The organism is Streptomyces sp. NBC_00435 (assembly GCF_036014235.1).
In the GTDB taxonomy this organism is placed as follows: domain Bacteria; phylum Actinomycetota; class Actinomycetes; order Streptomycetales; family Streptomycetaceae; genus Streptomyces.
The window spans coordinates 1031284-1045723 of sequence record NZ_CP107924.1; the positions used below are offsets into that span (position 1 = coordinate 1031284).

The following is a 14440-nucleotide window of genomic DNA, read 5'->3' on the forward strand; positions in this document are numbered from 1 at the left end:
CGACCGGGAGGGGCCGGGGATGCAGGGGCTCGGGCGGTACCTCGCCGCCGCGCTGGCAGCGCGGTTCGCCTCCGAGGGGATGGGCATGGCGGTGGTCCTGCTCGCCCTGGAGCGGACCGGGAGCGCGGCGCACGGCGCCTTCGTCCTGACCGCCTGGCTGGCTCCGCACGTACTGGCGGCTCCGCTCGCCGGCGCCGCCGCGGCCAGGTCGCGCCGGCCCCGGCTCTTCCACGTGGGCGCCCTGGCGGGATTCACTGCGGCCGTGGCGGCCCTGTCGGTGCTGCTCGGGCGGGCCCCGACGCCGGTGGTGCTGCTGGTCGCCGTGCTCGGCGGCTCCTGCGGGCCGATGGTGACGGGAGGGCTGTCCAGCCTGGTGGCGGGGCTGGTCCCGGCCGGTCCCGCACGCGACCGGGCGTACGGCTGGGACGCCTCGACCTACAACGGCGCCGGGGTCACGGCCCCGGCGGCCGTGAGCCTGGTCGCGGCCGTCGGCTCGGCCGGACCCGCGATGGCCCTGCTGGCCGCGTCCGGCGCGCTGTCGGCCGTACTGGCGGCGACCCTTCCGTACGGGAGCCCGGGTCCCCGCACCGGTGCGCCCCGGGCCGGGCTGGGCGCGGGGCTGGCCGCCCTGTGGCGGATCCGGGAACTGCGGGCCGTCACCTCGGCCACGACCCTGGCCTTCCTGGGCCTCGGGGCACTCACCGTCACCTCGGTCCTGCTGGCCGGCTCGCTCGGCGGCCCGGGCGGCGGCGGGGTGCTGATGACGGCCTTCGCCCTGGGCGCCCTGACCGGCTCCCTGACTCTGGGCCGGATCACGTCCGTGCCCCCGGGCCGGCTGGCCCGCTGGGCCATGGCGGGGACCGGGGCGGCCCTGACGGCGGCCGCGTTCACCCCGTCCGTCGCCCTGACGGCGGCGGCGTTCGCGGCGGCCGGCGTGTGCGACGGGCCGCTGCTGACGGCCACCCTGCGGATCCGCTCGGAGTTCGCGCCCGACGCGGTGCGCACGCAGGTGTTCACCCTGGGCGCCGGGCTGAAGGTGACGGCCGCGTCGACGGGGGCGGCCCTCGTGGGGCTCGCCGCCGACGCGCCGCCCTGGACGCTGCTGCTCGCGATCGCGGCCCTGCAGCTGGTCGCCGCACTGCTGCACATCCTGGTGACCGCGGGCGGCACCGCAGGGAAGGCGGCCGCGGCCGGTGGCCCCGCCGCTACAGCCCCGTCGGCAGGTTCCGCCACAACTGCGGCCGGTCCGCGGCCTCCTGGAGCGCCTTGAGCGGGGCCGGGTGCGGAGCCGCGTACAGCCCGGGATAGTCGATCTCGCCGAGCTCCGGGCGGACCGGGAAGGCCAGTTGTTCGCGGTCCAGGATGAACTGCGCGTCCACGCCGGGCTTGTTGCCCCGCGGGTCCACCCGGGACCAGCCGTCACCGCCGGGCAGGCGCAGGGCGACGAGGCCGTGGAGGAACAGGTTCGACCCGTCGTCGTCGCCGAGGAGCTGGTAGCAGAGCCCGGCCGGGATGCCCCCGGCGCGGAGCAGGGCGACCAGTGCGTGGGACTTGGCGTAGCAGATGCCGTTGCGCGTGCTCAGGACGTCGGAGGCGCGCCAGGAGACGCGGTCGTCCCCGGAGTCGGCGCTGTGCGGGATGGTGTCGCGGACGAACTCGAAGGCGACTTTGGCGTATGAATATGCGTCGCCCGTGGCGGTCCACAGGGCATCGGCGGTCTCATGGACTAGTGGATGGTCGTGATCGACCGCTTCGTCGGCCGCCAGATAGGCGGCATCGTCAGTATGCTCCTGGATCAATTCCATGATCCAGGAGCATACTCATGCAGAGCTCTGCATGCCTATAGATTTATGACGTACTTGATCTAGCGGGCCAGCTCTTCCTTGAGGGCCTGGAGGAAGCCGTCCACGTCCTCCTCCTGGGTGTCGTAGCTGCACATCCACCGGACGTCGCCGGCGATCTCGTCCCAGAAGTAGAAGCGGTAGCGCTCCTGCAGCCGCCGGGTGACCTCGTGCGGAAGCCGCGCGAACACCGCGTTGGCCTGCACCGGGTAGAGGATCTCCACCCCGTCCGTCGCGCGCACCCCGGCTTCCAGCCGCCGCGCCATCGCGTTGGCGTGCCGGGCGTTGCGCAGCCACAGGTCCTTCGCGAGCAGCGCTTCGAGCTGCACCGACACGAAGCGCATCTTGGAGGCGAGCTGCATGGACATCTTGCGGATGTGCTTCAGCTGCCGGACGGAGTCCGGGTTCAGCACGACGACGGCCTCGCCGGCCATCATCCCGTTCTTGGTGCCGCCGTAGGACAGCACGTCCACGCCGACCGCGTTCGTGAAGGCGCGCATCGGCACATCGAGCGAGGCCGCCGCGTTGGATATCCGGGCCCCGTCGAGGTGGACCTTCATGCCCTTGCCGTGCGCGTGCTCGCAGATGGCCCGGATCTCGTCCACGGTGTAGACCGTGCCGAGCTCGGTGTTCTGGGTGATCGAGACGACCTGCGGCATCGCCCGGTGCTCGTCCTCCCAGCCCCAGGCCTGCCGGTCGATGAGCTCGGGGGTGAGCTTGCCGTCCGGAGTGGGGACGGTGAGCAGCTTGAGGCCCGCCATCCGCTCGGGCGCACCGCCCTCGTCGACGTTGATGTGCGCCGACTCGGCGCAGATCACCGCGCCCCAGCGGTCGGTGAGGGCCTGCAGGGCCGTCACGTTGGCGCCGGTGCCGTTGAAGACCGGGTAGGCCTCGGCGTGCGCACCGAAGTGGCTGCGGAAGACCTTCTGCAGGTGTTCGGTGTACTCGTCGTCGCCGTAGGAGACCTGGTGGCCGCCGTTGGCCAGCGCGATCGCCGCCAGGACCTCCGGGTGCACCCCGGCGTAGTTGTCGCTGGCGAAGCCGCGCACCGCCGGGTCGTGGTGCCGGCGGGCGTCGGTCTTCGCTTCGGACTTCCTGATCGCGGTCCTCACGGCAGCGGTCTTCACGGTTGGGGAGTGAGCCACAGACGCTGTCCGTTCACATCGGGGGCGGGCCGCTCCCAGACGCCGGCGATGGCCTCGGCCAGCTCCTTGACGTCGGTGAAGCCCGCGAACTTCGCAGTGGGACGCTCGGCGCGCATCGCGTCGTGCACCAGTGCCTTGATGACCAGGATCGCAGCCGCGGCTCCGGGACCGTCGTCGCCCCCCAGCTTGCGGAAGGAGTCGGCCATCGCGAGCGTCCAGGCCTCCGCGGCCGCCTTGCCGGCGTTGTACGCGGCGTTGTTGGCGACCGGCTTGTGCGCGCCGGACTGGCTGACCAGGACGTAGCGGCCGCGGTCACTGCGAAGCAGTCCGTCATGGAAGGCGAGCGAGGTGTGCTGGACGGTGCGGATGAGGAGCTTCTCCAGGAAGTCCCAGTCCGCGAGGTCGGTGTCGGTGAAGCCGGTGCTGCCGCGCCAGCCGCCGACGAGGTGGACCAGGCCGTCGAGGCGGCCGAACTCCTTCTCGGTCTGCTCGGCCCAGGCCTTGGTGGCGTCCAGGTCGAGGAGGTCCACGGTGTCGCCGGTGATGGTGGCGCCGCCGTGGGCGTAGCGTGCCGCGTCCACGGCCTCCGCGAGCCGCGCCGCGTCGGCGTCGGACGCGATGACGACGGCGCCCGCCTCGGCGAGGCGGAGCAGGGTGGCGCGCCCTGCGGGGCCGCCGGCCCCCGCCACGGCCACCACCGCGCCGTGGAGCTTGCCGTTTCCGTTCCCGGAGCCGTTCATCTGTGCAGCCTCCTGTGGGCGAGTGCTCACGCGGCGACCCGCGCGGTGCTCTCGCGGTCCGCGGCGTTCCCTGCCGTGATGCCCTTGGTCGAGGCGATCACGCCCTTGAGCTTCTTGGCCAGGGCCTCATAGAACATGCTCAGCGGAAACTCGTCCGGAAGCACGTCGTCCACGAGCTTGCGCGGGGGCTGGGTGAGGTCGAGGGCGTCGGGACCCTTGGCCCACTTGGAGCCCGGGTGGGGGGCGAGGTACTCGGCGACGAGGTCGTAGGCCTTGAACCAGTGGACGAGCTTCGGGCGGTCGATGCCGGCCCGGTAGAGGTCCTCGATCTCGGCGCAGAGCTGGTTGGTGACCTGCGGGGCACGCATCCAGTCGATCTTCAGCTTGTTGTCCGTCCAGCGCACGACGTCGTGCTTGTGGAGGTACGCGAAGAGGAGCTGGCCGCCGAGGCCGTCGTAGTTCCGGTTGCGGTCGCCCGACACCGGGAAGCGGAACATCCGGTCGAAGAGGACGGCGTACTGCACGTCACGGCCGTGCTCGTTGCCCTCGGACTCCAGCTTCACGGCCTCCTTGAAGGCGGTGAGGTCGCAGCGCAGCTCCTCCAGGCCGTACATCCAGAACGGCTGGCGCTGCTTGATCATGAAGGGGTCGAACGGCAGGTCGCCGTGGCTGTGGGTGCGGTCGTGGACCATGTCCCACAGGACGAAGGCCTTCTCGCAGCGCTCCTGGTCCTCGACCATGCGGGCGATGTCCTCGGGCAGCTCGATGCCCAGGATGTCCACGGCGGCCTCGGTGACCTTGCGGTAGCGGGCGGCCTCGCGGTCGCAGAAGATGCCGCCCCAGGTGAAGCGCTCGGGGGCCTCGCGCACGGCGATGGTCTCCGGGAAGAGCACCGCGGAGTGGGTGTCGTAGCCCGGGGTGAAGTCCTCGAAGGTGATGCCGAGGAAGAGCGGGTTGTCGTACCGGGTGCGCTCCAGCTCGGCGAGCCACTCGGGCCACACCATCTTCAGCACGACGGCCTCGAGGTTGCGGTCCGGGTTGCCGTTCTGGGTGTACATCGGGAAGACCACGAGGTGCTGCAGCCCGTCGGCGCGCTCGGCCGCCGGGTGGAAGGCCAGCAGGGAGTCGAGGAAGTCCGGCACGCCGAAGCCGCCGTCGGCCCACTTGCGCAGGTCGGCGATGAGGGCCTGGTGGTACGCGCCCCCGTGCGGCAGCAGCGGCGACAGCTCCTCGACGGCCGCGATCACGCGCTGGACCACGACCGGGGCGGCGGCGCGGGCGTGCGCCCCCTGGGCCTCGAAGTCGATGGAGCCGTCGGCGGACTGCCAGGACCGGATCTCCTCCACGGCGGCCTTGAGCTCGGGCCACGCCGGGTGGTCCACCACCCGTCCACCGGCGGTTATCACGGCACCGCCGATACCCGGCACAAGAGTTTCCGTCATGTCACTTCCTCCACAGGAGAACCTCACGTCAGGGCAGCGTAAGCATGCGAGGCTCTCCTGTTCAAGAGGAGATCCGGGAAATTATCCTGCGTCACCCCTGGTTTCGCCGGAAGTCTTCCCGTTCTTATGTGTGGAGTCGATGACTCCACCCAGCCGCAGCAAGGCCTGGCGGGCCTGTGGGAGCACTCCGGCCAGCGCGAGGAACCCGTGGAACATCCCGGGGTGGGAGTCGAGGACCGAAGGAACTCCGCTCCCGATCAGCCGATGGTGGTACGCCTCACCCTCGTCCCGCAGCGGGTCGCAGCCGGCGACCAGCACGTGCGCGGGCGCCAGCCCCCGCGGGTCGCCCCGGAGCGGGGAGGCCAGCGGGTGGCCGCCGTCGCCGTCCGGACCCAGGTACTGCTCCCAGAACCAGCGCAGGTGCGCCGCGGTCAGGAAGTAGCCCTCGGCGTTGCTCCGGTGGGACACAGTGTCCCGCGCGGCGTCCAGGGCGGGGTAGATGAGCACCTGGAGCGCCACGGCCGGTCCTCCGTACGCACGCTGGTCCCGCGCCATCAGCGCCGAGGCGGCCGCCAGGTTCCCGCCGGCGCTGTCTCCGGCCACCACCAGGGCCTCCGGGTCCCCGCCCAGCTCGCCGATGTGCGCGCCGGCCCAGGACAGGGCGGCGTACGCGTCGTGGAGCGCGGCGGGGAACCGCGCCTCGGGCGCCCGCCGGTAGTCGACGGAGACGAAGACGGCGCCGGAGGCCCGGCAGAGCTCCCGGACGGTGGCGTCGTGGCTGTCGAGGTCGCACAGGACCCAGCCGCCGCCGTGGCAGAACACCACGGTCGGCCGGGGTCCCGGCCACCGCTCCGGATCGGGGTAGTAGACGCGCACCGGGACCGGCGGCGCCCCGGCCGGTCCGGGGACCTCACGGTCCTCGACGGCTCCGACCGCGGCGGGCGGGCCGGCGGAGGCCGGGACGGCGGCCAGGATCCGGCGCGCCTCCGCGGCGTCGGTGACGGCGCCCCCGAGGTCGGGGAAGAAGGCGGCCATGGCATCGGCGTAGGGGCGGGCGGCCGGGTCCAGCCGGTCGCCGCCGAGGGGTGCTCCGGGCACGGCGGGGCTCCTCACGCGTTCCGTCGGCGCCCGGTCGCACCGCGCTCGCCCACAGCGTGCCCGTTCGCACCGCGCCCGCCCACACCGCGCCCGCCCACACCGTGCCCGTTCGCGCCGCCCTTGTCCGCGAAGTGCGGGATGACCTTCTCGCCCCACTGCCGCAGCGTCTCCAGGCAGGCCTCCTGCGGCACCGTCCCCATCTGGATCAGGCACATGATCTCGTCGGCCCCGGCCTCCCTCAGCCGCTCCACGTACGCGATCGCCTCGTCCGCGCTCCCGTAGGCGTGGTCGGCGTTGAAGGTGGCCGTGGACGTGGGCCGCACCGGGATGTCCAACTCGTGCAGCCGGGCCACCACCTGCTCCGCGGCCCTGCGCATCTCGGCACCCTCGTCCGCGCCCGCGACCACCGCCTCGTCCGGGACCCCCGCCCCGCCGTACCAGTGGCCGATGGACTGCGCGAAGAACCGCTGCCCGCGGATCCCGATCCGGCGGGCCTCCTGCGGGTCGTCGAGCACGATGGTCGGGCAGAGCACCGAGAAGTGGTCGTTGACGACGGTGGAGACGAAGCGGCCGCCGTCCCGGCCGGCGATCGCGGCGTCGTACACGGAGCGCATCGCGGCGATGGACTCGGGCCCCGCGAACCCCATCACCAGCGCCCCGACCCCCAGCTCGGCGGCCTGCACCAGGGTCTCGCCCCGGCTGCAGGCCAGGAACAGCGGCGGGTGCGGGGTCTGGCTGGGCCTCGGCAGGATCGGGTGCGGATCGATGTCGATGAGCTCCCCGTGGTACTCCAGTTCCTCCTCCCGCCAGGCCTTCCCGATGATCCGCAGCGCCTCCTCGACCTCCGCCGTGGTGCGGTCCCGGTCGACCCCGCACAGCGAGGTCTCCTGCACGGTCCCGCCGCGCCCGGCCCCCAGGTCGACCCGCCCGCCGGAGAGCAGGTCGAGCATCGCCGCCCGCTCGGCGACCCGGACGGGGTGGTTGAAGGCGAAGGGCATGCACACGACGCCGTGCCCGATGCGTATGGTGTTGGTCCGGGCCGCCACCCAGGTCAGGAAGATCTCGGGAGCGGACATGTGGGCGTACCACTTCAAGGAGTGGTGCTCCACGGCCCAGATCCGGTCGAACCCCATCCGCTCGGCGAGCACCGCCTGCTCGACGCAGTCGCGGATGACCTGGTGCTCCCGTTCCACGGTCGGGTCGGCCAGTTGAGCCTCGAAGATGACGGAGAATTTCACGGTGCCTCCAGGGTCGCGTCCCGTGCCAGGTCTCACTTCAATTCGAAATATGACTAGTAGTCAGAAGCCGAAGAAGCAAGAGCTACCGCCGACCGCGTGGGCGGTTCTCGGCCTGCTCTCCTTCCCCGGGGAGCGGACCGGCTACGAGCTGAAGAAGTGGGCGGACTCCTCCCTGCGCTTCTTCTACTGGTCACCGGCCATCAGCCAGATCTACGCCGAACTGCGCCGCCTGGAGGAGCTGGGCTACGCGGCCTCCGTGCGCTCCGGGCCCGAAGAGGTGCGGGCCAAGCGCCGCTACGGCATCACCCCCGCCGGCCGCGAGGCGTTGGCCGGCTGGGCCTCCGACGCCGCCGAGGCGGGCCCCCCGGTGCTCAAGCACGGGCTGCTGCTGCGGGTCTGGCTCGGTCACTTGGCCGAACCGGAGCGGCTGCGCGCGATGGTGACGGAACATCTGGAGCGCACCACCGAGGAGTTGGCCTCCGTACGCGAGGCCATGGCGCAGGCGGCCGCCGAACCGGACTGGGCGTTCCCGACCCTGGCCCTGCGCTGGAGCGAGCGCCAGCACCTGGCCGAACTCGAGCTGACGCGGACCCTGCTCGCGGACCTGGACGGCCTGGACGGCGACCCGGCCCCGCCCGACCGGGTGGGGCCGGGGACCGACCCCGGGCAGGAGCGTCAAGGCAGCGGGGACGCGCCCACCCCCGGGTGACCGCGCGGGTCCGCCGGGGGCTCCACGCCCCCCGGCGGGCCGGGCCGGAAGCGGCCGGACGGCGTTGCGGAGGCCCCGCAAAGACGGTTTCATCGCGGGCACGGCGCACTAGCATGCGTCCTCAACAGCGCGCGCGGCCGGTCGGGACACCGCGACCGCGCGGGGAGCCGCCGTCGACGGAAGCGAGAGAACCTTGACTTTCCTCACCATCGGGCACCGCGGGGTCATGGGTGTCGAACCGGAGAACACCTTGCGGTCGTTCGTCCGCGCGGAACGTTCCGGCATGGACGTCGTCGCCCTGGACGTGCGGCTGAGCAAGGACGGCGCCCTCGTCGTCCTGCACGACGCCGAAGTGGACCGGACCACCGACGGCTCGGGGGCCGTGGCCGACCTGACCCTCGCCGAGCTGCGCGAACTGGACGCCGGGGACGGCCAGCACGTGCCCGTCCTGGACGAAGTCCTGGACGCGGTCCGGGCCCCACTGCGGATCCAGGTCCACGAACTGGCCGCCGTCGGGGCGTTCACCGAGCTGCTGCTGCGCCGCGACCTGACCGCACGGGTCGAGGCCGCCTCCTTCGACGAGGAGGTGCTCGTCGAGACGGCCCGGCTGCTGCCGGGCGTACGCACCGTGCTCTACGCGAACCAGAGCCCGGCGGACGCCGGGGCGGCGGTCCACCGGGCCGTGGCGGCGGGTGCGGAAACGGTCGCCCTCAACATCGCCCACCTCACCCTGCACACCGTGGAGTCGGCGCACGAGGCCGGACTGCGCGTGACGGGCTGGACGGTCAACACCCTGGAGCGGCTGCGCCTGGCGCGGGCCCTCGAACTCGACGGCGTGCTCACCGACTTCCCGGAGATCCGCTCCACGGGCCGCTTCACCGCCTGAGGCGGGCGCGGCGGTGGGACGGCGGGGGCGGCCCGGTGGCCGCCCGCACGGCTACAGCGGCTTGACCAGGAGCTCGAAGGCCAGGTCGTCGCGGAGCGGAATGCCGAACCGCGCGTCTCCGTAGGGGAAGGGGCTCAGCTCGCCGGTGCGCTCGTAACCGCGGCGCACGTAGTAGGCGATGAGCTCCTCCCGTACGTTGATCACGGTCATCCGCATCTCCTTGGCCGCCCACTGCTCGCGGGCGCGGCGCTCCGCCTCGGCCATGACCGTCCTGCCGAGGCCGCCGCCCTGCTGGCCGGGGCGGACCGCGAACATTCCGAAGTAGACGTGGTCCCCGCGGTGTTCGAGGTGGCAGCAGGAGACGATCTCCCCGGCCCGCTCCACGACGAGGAGCATGCCCTCGGGGTGCGCGACGATCCGGGCCACGTCGTCGGCGTCGGTCCGCTGCCCGTCCAGGTAGTCCGCCTCGGTGGTCCACCCGCCGCGGCTCGACTCGCCGCGGTACGCCGACTCGACGAGCTCCACGAGCACCGGGATGTCCGCCTCGACGGCACTGCGGAAGGTCAAGGCCTGGGGGTCGGCGCTCGGCATCGAGGGCTCCGTTCTGCGCACATGCGTACGACGTGGTTCCTGCGGTCGTACAGAGCCTAACCTCGGGCGGCGTGCGGTCGGCCCGACGGGGGCATCTCTTCCGGTGAAGCCGACGAACCGGGAGGTTCCGCCGTGCACGGTCCCGCCATGTCCCTCTCCGCCTCCGTCTCCGCCTGGCTCCTCGTCCTGCTCTGCGCGACGAGCGGCGCGTACTGTCTGCGCCGCGCGGGCAGATCCGGTGGCGGACCGGCCGCCGGGGAGGCGGCGATGGGGTTCGGCATGGCCTTGATGGCGGTGCCGCTGCGACTGGGCGGCGAGTGGCAGACGCCCGTGCTCGGCGTGGTCTTCTGCGCCGCGGCGCTGCACGCGGTGTGGCTGCTGCGCGGCGGCCCGCATCACGCGCACCATCTGGTGGGCTCGCTGACCATGGTCTACATGGCACTGGCCGCGGGGGCGGGCTCCGGCGGCCACGACCACGGGCACGGGCCGGAATCCGGGCTGCCGCTGCTCACCGGCCTACTGCTCCTGTACTACGCCGGGTACGTGGTGCTGGGCGGCGCCCGGCTGGTCACGGTGGGCGGGCCGGGCACCCCGGCCGGGCCCGGCGAGCTGATCAGGGCCTGCCGACTCACCATGGGCATAGGCATGTTGGCGATGCTGCTCACGATGTGAGGCCGGCCCCGGGAGGGCAAACGTGTGCTGCGTCACCCTTCCCCCGGACCATACCCGCAGGTAGTCACACACTCATAGGCTGAGGCACATGATGGTCCCCGCCGTTCTCCTGCTGCTCGGCGCCCTGACCGCGGTGCTCGCACCCCGTCTGCTCGCCCGGGCCCAATGGACCGAGCGGGAACCCGTCGTCGCCCTGTGGGTCTGGCAGTGCGCGGTGGGCGCCGTGCTCCTGTGCTTCGCGCTGTCCATGCCGCTGAGCGCGGCCGCCGCCTGGCAGGCGGTCCGGGGCGGGCTGTTCGCCGTCGCTCCGCGTGGTGTGGTCGACGCGTACGCGCTGGGCGCCGCGGGCGGGCTCTGGGCCGCCTGCACCGCGGTGGCACTGGCGGGCGGTGGGTTGTGGACCGGCGCGATGCTGGCCCGGGAGATCCTGCGCGCCCGCTCCCGGCGGCGCGCACAGGGCGCCGAACTGCTGCTGCGGGCCCCACTGCTGCCCGGGGAGGAGGCTGCCGGGGTGCGGCTCGTCGTCCTGGAGGGGCGGCGTCCGGACAGCTGGTGGCTGCCGGGGCCGACTCCGCAGCTGGTGGTCACGACGGCGGCGCTGGGCCGGCTCAAGGGGAGTCAGCTGGACGCCGTACTGGCCCACGAGCAGGGGCACGCGGCGGCCCGGCACGACTGGCTGCTGCACTGCTCGCGGGCACTGTCCCGGGGGTTTCCGCAGGTCCCGGTCTTCGCCGCGTTCGAGGCGGAGATGCACCGGCTGGTGGAGCTGGCCGCCGACGACGTGGCCTCGCGGCGCTACGGGCGCCTCACCGTCGCCCTGGCCCTGGTCGGCCTGAACGAGGACCGCGGGCTGTTCGGCCCCGGCCCCGCCCCACAGGCGCACGTCCCGCAGCGGGTCCGTCGGCTGCTGGCGGCCGCACCCCGCCTGTCGCCGGCCCGCCGCATGCGGCTGACCGCCCTGGCGACACTGGCTCCGGCGATCCCCCTGCTGGTGGCGTTCGGGCCGGGGCTCAGCGCGCTGGCCTAGGGCCTGTCGCCGGAACTGGTCCACCGGGGCGACTTCCCTCCCGGACTCTCTTTCCTGCCCGGGGCCGGGGACGGTGTCTGTTCGGGGCGATCCCCCGTGTCGCCCCGAACAGACGATCCGGCGCGCTGAGTATACTGGCTGCGAGCCAGTCAACGCAGGAGCAAGCATGTCCCCGCGCAGCGCATCGGTCAATGAAGAATTGCGCAGGCGTTCCCGGGAGCGGTTGCTGCAGGCCACGGTCGAACTCGTGGCCGAGCGGGGCTACGAGGCCACCACGCTCGGCGACATCGCCGACCGGGCCGGAGCCGCCCGGGGCCTGGTGTCCTACTACTTCCCGGGCAAGCGGCAGCTCCTCCAGTCCGCCGTGCACCGGCTGATGCACCTCACCCTGCAAGCGGCACTGGAGCGGGAGCCGCTCCCCGCCGGCCCCGACGACGGTCGGGAGCGCCTGGCCCGGGCCATCGACGCGATCCTCGGGCTGGCCCGGGACCAGCCGCGGCTGATGCGGACCCACATGGCGGGGATCCTGCAGGCGGACGGCTTCGTCCAGTGCGCCGAGCAGCAGCGGCTCGCGGAGCTGCTGCGGGACACCGTGGTGCGGTACGGCTCGCCGGAGGCGGCCACCGACTATCCGTTGCTGCGGGCCCTGCTGATGGGCGCGGTGGTGGCGGTGCTGCTGCCGGGCGCGCCGATGCCGGCGGCCCGGCTGCGGGCCGAGCTGTTCCAGCGGTACGGGCTGGACTGGGAGCTGGGTGTCCCGCCGGACGGCGGACCGCCCGGCGGAACGTTTCCCTCGCCCCGTTAGTGGTATTCGGGCTGGGTCTGCGTGTTGAGCCGGTCCAGCCTCACCCACTTGGCGCTGTCGGTGCGCCAGTCGTCGAGCCGCAGTACGTCCAGGCCCTTGACGATGTCGTTCGAGTAGATGTGCCCGTTGTAGTAGTAGGCGGACCAGGAGCCGCCGAGGCCGAGGGCATCGGTGGTCAGCGGGCCCCGCTCGAAGTAGGCGATCTCCTTGGGCCGGGTGGAGTCGGTGAAGTCCCAGACGGAGATGCCGCCCTGGTACCAGGCCTGGACCATGATGTCGCGGCCGCCGCCGACCGGCACCAGCGAGCCGTTGTGGGCCACGCAGTTCTCGGTGTCGGCCTGGTGACGCGGGATCTTGAAGTAGCTCTTGAAGACGAGTTTGCGCTGGTCGCCGCGGCCGGTGATCTCGTAGATGCCGTCGGCGCCCCGGTCGGGGCCGGTGGCCTCGTTGCAGGTGGCGCCACCGCCGCCGCCCAGCTCATCGGTGAACACCACCTTGTTCACCCGCTCGTTGAAGGTGGCCGAGTGCCAGAACGAGAAGTTGACGTTGTCCTGCACCCGGTCGATGACCCGCGGCTCCTCGGGCTTGCTGATGTCGAAGAGGATCCCGTCGCCCATGCAGGCGCCCGCGGCGAGGTTCTCGGAGGGCAGCACGGTGATGTCGTGGCAGCCCGTGGTCTTGGAGACGCCGGGGTTGGTGGGCGCGCCCGGATTGCCGCCGTCCGGGAACAGCACCGGGAACGCGACGACCGCCGCCCGGGTCGGGTCCTTCTTCGGGACCTTCACGATCGAGATGCCGTCGTGCGGCGGTTTGCAGTCGGGGAAGGCGTCGTTCGGGGAGTACGAGGAGACGTAGAGGTAGATGTCCCGGCCGCCCGGCACGAGCGTGTGGGTGTGGGAACCGCAGGCGGTCTCGACGGACTTGATGTACTTCGGGTTCTTCTTGTCCTTGATGTCGAAGATCCTGATGCCCTCCCACGAGGACTTCTCCGTGGCGGGCTGCGAGACGCTGTTGCAGGAGTCGTCGCTGCGCGAGGAGTCGGTGGAGAGGAAGAGCAGGTCCCCCTGGACCGAGACGTCGTTCTGCCCGCCCGGGCAGAGCACTTCGGTGACGGTCTTGGGTGCCTTCGGATCGCCTATGTCGTAGATGGTGAAGCCGGTGTAGTTGCCCGCGTAGGCGTACCGGCCCTGGAACGCCAGGTCGGAGTTGATGCGGGTCGGGTCGGTGCTGGGGATGTTCGCCAAGTGCTTGATGTTGCGGCTGTGGACGATCTCGTCCTGGCCGGGGATCTCACCGGGCGCGAGCTCCCGGTCCTCTCCCCCGGCGGCGCCGGCGCTCTGCCGCGCGCCCGCGCCGGGGACTAAGTCCCCCGGGTCGGGGCTCGCGGCCGCGGGTCCGGCCGTCAGGAGCGTGGCGAGGAGGCCGGTCGCCGCCACCGCCACTCCCAGGGATCCGCGCCGCGCTCTGCTGGTCTGCATCGAGGTCACTGTGCCCTCCCATGAGTCCGGTCGGTTCCGCCCGTCGTGGGAACGGAACGCGGACCCCGGCAGTATGGTCCTTTGCATGGACATGGCGAAAGTGTTACTCGGGCGATTGGTCGGTGCGGCCCTGGCCACCGGGCTGCTTTTCACCCTCACCGGCTGCCGCGAGGGCGGGGCCGACGGGGCCGCGGAGGGCAAGGCGGTGGTGATCGCCCCCGGCGGGCCCGGCGAGGAGGCCCGCACGATCTCCCCCGAGCAGGCCGCCCGGGAGCTGCCCGACGACAGCCCGAACGCGGCCGACCGGGCGTACGTGCGGAACATGACCGAGCACCACAGGCAGGCCCTCGCCATGAGCGCGCTCGCCCCGGACCGGGCCTCGGCCGACGGGGTCAAGCGGCTCGCCGAGCGGATCACCGCCGCCCAGCGGCCCGAGATCGGCGCGATGGAGAGGTGGGCGGCCCGCTACCCGGCGCCGGCCGCCGGCGCGGGCGGCCACGACCACGCGGCGATGCCGGGCATGGCCACCGAGGCGCAGCTGAAGGAGCTGGCCGGGGCCGCGGGGCCCGCCTTCGACCGGCTCTTCCTCACCTTGATGACCGCCCACCACGAGGGCGCCCTGAAGATGGCCGGTGAGGCGCTGGCCTCGGGCAACAATGCCGCCGTCGAGGAAATGGCCACCGAGGTGGTGGCCACCCAGACCGCCGAGATCCACCGGATGCGCTCGATGGGCTGACGGCCCCGGCACCCGGTGTCATGCTGGGAACA

General features: G+C 72.5%; 15 protein-coding genes. 7 read left to right on the plus strand and 8 right to left on the minus strand.

Annotation, left to right across the window (positions count from 1 at the left end):
- The first annotated feature begins 19 nt into the window (after positions 1-19).
- The gene (locus OG389_RS04525) at positions 20-1270 is read left to right on the plus strand and encodes an MFS transporter (RefSeq protein ID WP_328297155.1); all 1251 of its coding nucleotides are present in this window, start codon (positions 20-22) and stop codon (positions 1268-1270) included.
- Here OG389_RS04525 and OG389_RS04530 read toward each other — a convergent pair.
- The 6 genes from OG389_RS04530 to OG389_RS04555 form a co-directional block, all read right to left on the minus strand.
- Entirely contained in the window at positions 1206-1805 is a 600-nt protein-coding gene (locus OG389_RS04530; RefSeq protein ID WP_328297156.1) for a transglutaminase-like domain-containing protein, read from the minus strand. The genes OG389_RS04525 and OG389_RS04530 overlap by 65 nt on opposite strands.
- Positions 1806-1864: 59 nt before the next feature.
- The gene (locus OG389_RS04535; RefSeq protein WP_328297157.1) at positions 1865-2968 is read right to left on the minus strand and encodes a threonine aldolase family protein; all 1104 of its coding nucleotides are present in this window, start codon (positions 2966-2968) and stop codon (positions 1865-1867) included.
- Positions 2965-3726, minus strand: a complete 762-nt coding sequence (locus OG389_RS04540) for an SDR family NAD(P)-dependent oxidoreductase (RefSeq protein ID WP_328297158.1) — start codon at positions 3724-3726, stop codon at positions 2965-2967. The genes OG389_RS04535 and OG389_RS04540 overlap by 4 nt, the downstream gene beginning before the upstream one ends.
- Positions 3727-3752: 26 nt before the next feature.
- Positions 3753-5168 carry a DUF6421 family protein gene (locus OG389_RS04545; RefSeq protein WP_328297159.1) on the minus strand — a complete coding sequence of 472 codons (1416 nt, stop codon included), beginning with the start codon at positions 5166-5168 and terminating at the stop codon, positions 3753-3755.
- Between the two features lie 81 nt (positions 5169-5249).
- A complete protein-coding gene (locus tag OG389_RS04550; protein WP_328297160.1) occupies positions 5250-6266 on the minus strand; it encodes an alpha/beta hydrolase in 1017 nt (338 codons plus the stop codon).
- Between the two features lie 11 nt (positions 6267-6277).
- A complete protein-coding gene (locus tag OG389_RS04555; RefSeq protein ID WP_328297161.1) occupies positions 6278-7504 on the minus strand; it encodes an LLM class flavin-dependent oxidoreductase in 1227 nt (408 codons plus the stop codon).
- A 49-nt stretch (positions 7505-7553) separates the two neighbouring features.
- Between OG389_RS04555 and OG389_RS04560 the strand changes: the two genes are divergently transcribed.
- Together OG389_RS04560 and OG389_RS04565 are read left to right on the plus strand one after the other, a co-directional pair.
- Complete coding sequence (locus OG389_RS04560) at positions 7554-8213, plus strand: PadR family transcriptional regulator (RefSeq protein WP_328297162.1); 660 nt, start codon at positions 7554-7556, stop codon at positions 8211-8213.
- A 193-nt stretch (positions 8214-8406) separates the two neighbouring features.
- Positions 8407-9099, plus strand: a complete 693-nt coding sequence (locus tag OG389_RS04565) for a glycerophosphodiester phosphodiesterase (protein WP_328297163.1) — start codon at positions 8407-8409, stop codon at positions 9097-9099.
- 51 nt (positions 9100-9150) lie between these two features.
- Here OG389_RS04565 and OG389_RS04570 read toward each other — a convergent pair whose 3' ends face one another.
- Positions 9151-9690, minus strand: a complete 540-nt coding sequence (locus OG389_RS04570) for a GNAT family N-acetyltransferase (protein WP_328297164.1) — start codon at positions 9688-9690, stop codon at positions 9151-9153.
- Between the two features lie 147 nt (positions 9691-9837).
- Between OG389_RS04570 and OG389_RS04575 the strand changes: the two genes are divergently transcribed.
- From OG389_RS04575 to OG389_RS04585, 3 genes are all read left to right on the plus strand, one after another.
- Positions 9838-10362: a DUF5134 domain-containing protein gene (locus tag OG389_RS04575; RefSeq protein WP_328297165.1), complete on the plus strand. Its 525-nt coding sequence runs from the start codon at positions 9838-9840 to the stop codon at positions 10360-10362.
- Between the two features lie 88 nt (positions 10363-10450).
- Positions 10451-11389: a M56 family metallopeptidase gene (locus OG389_RS04580; RefSeq protein WP_328297166.1), complete on the plus strand. Its 939-nt coding sequence runs from the start codon at positions 10451-10453 to the stop codon at positions 11387-11389.
- A 166-nt stretch (positions 11390-11555) separates the two neighbouring features.
- Positions 11556-12194: a TetR/AcrR family transcriptional regulator gene (locus OG389_RS04585; RefSeq protein ID WP_328297167.1), complete on the plus strand. Its 639-nt coding sequence runs from the start codon at positions 11556-11558 to the stop codon at positions 12192-12194.
- On the opposite strand, the gene OG389_RS04590 is transcribed toward OG389_RS04585, so the two are convergent.
- Positions 12191-13672 (minus strand): LVIVD repeat-containing protein, encoded by a 1482-nt coding sequence (locus tag OG389_RS04590; protein ID WP_328297168.1) that lies wholly within the window; start codon positions 13670-13672, stop codon positions 12191-12193. The genes OG389_RS04585 and OG389_RS04590 overlap by 4 nt on opposite strands.
- Positions 13673-13757: 85 nt before the next feature.
- Between OG389_RS04590 and OG389_RS04595 the strand changes: the two genes are divergently transcribed.
- Positions 13758-14408 carry a DUF305 domain-containing protein gene (locus OG389_RS04595; protein WP_328297169.1) on the plus strand — a complete coding sequence of 217 codons (651 nt, stop codon included), beginning with the start codon at positions 13758-13760 and terminating at the stop codon, positions 14406-14408.
- The last annotated feature ends 32 nt before the right edge of the window (positions 14409-14440 follow it).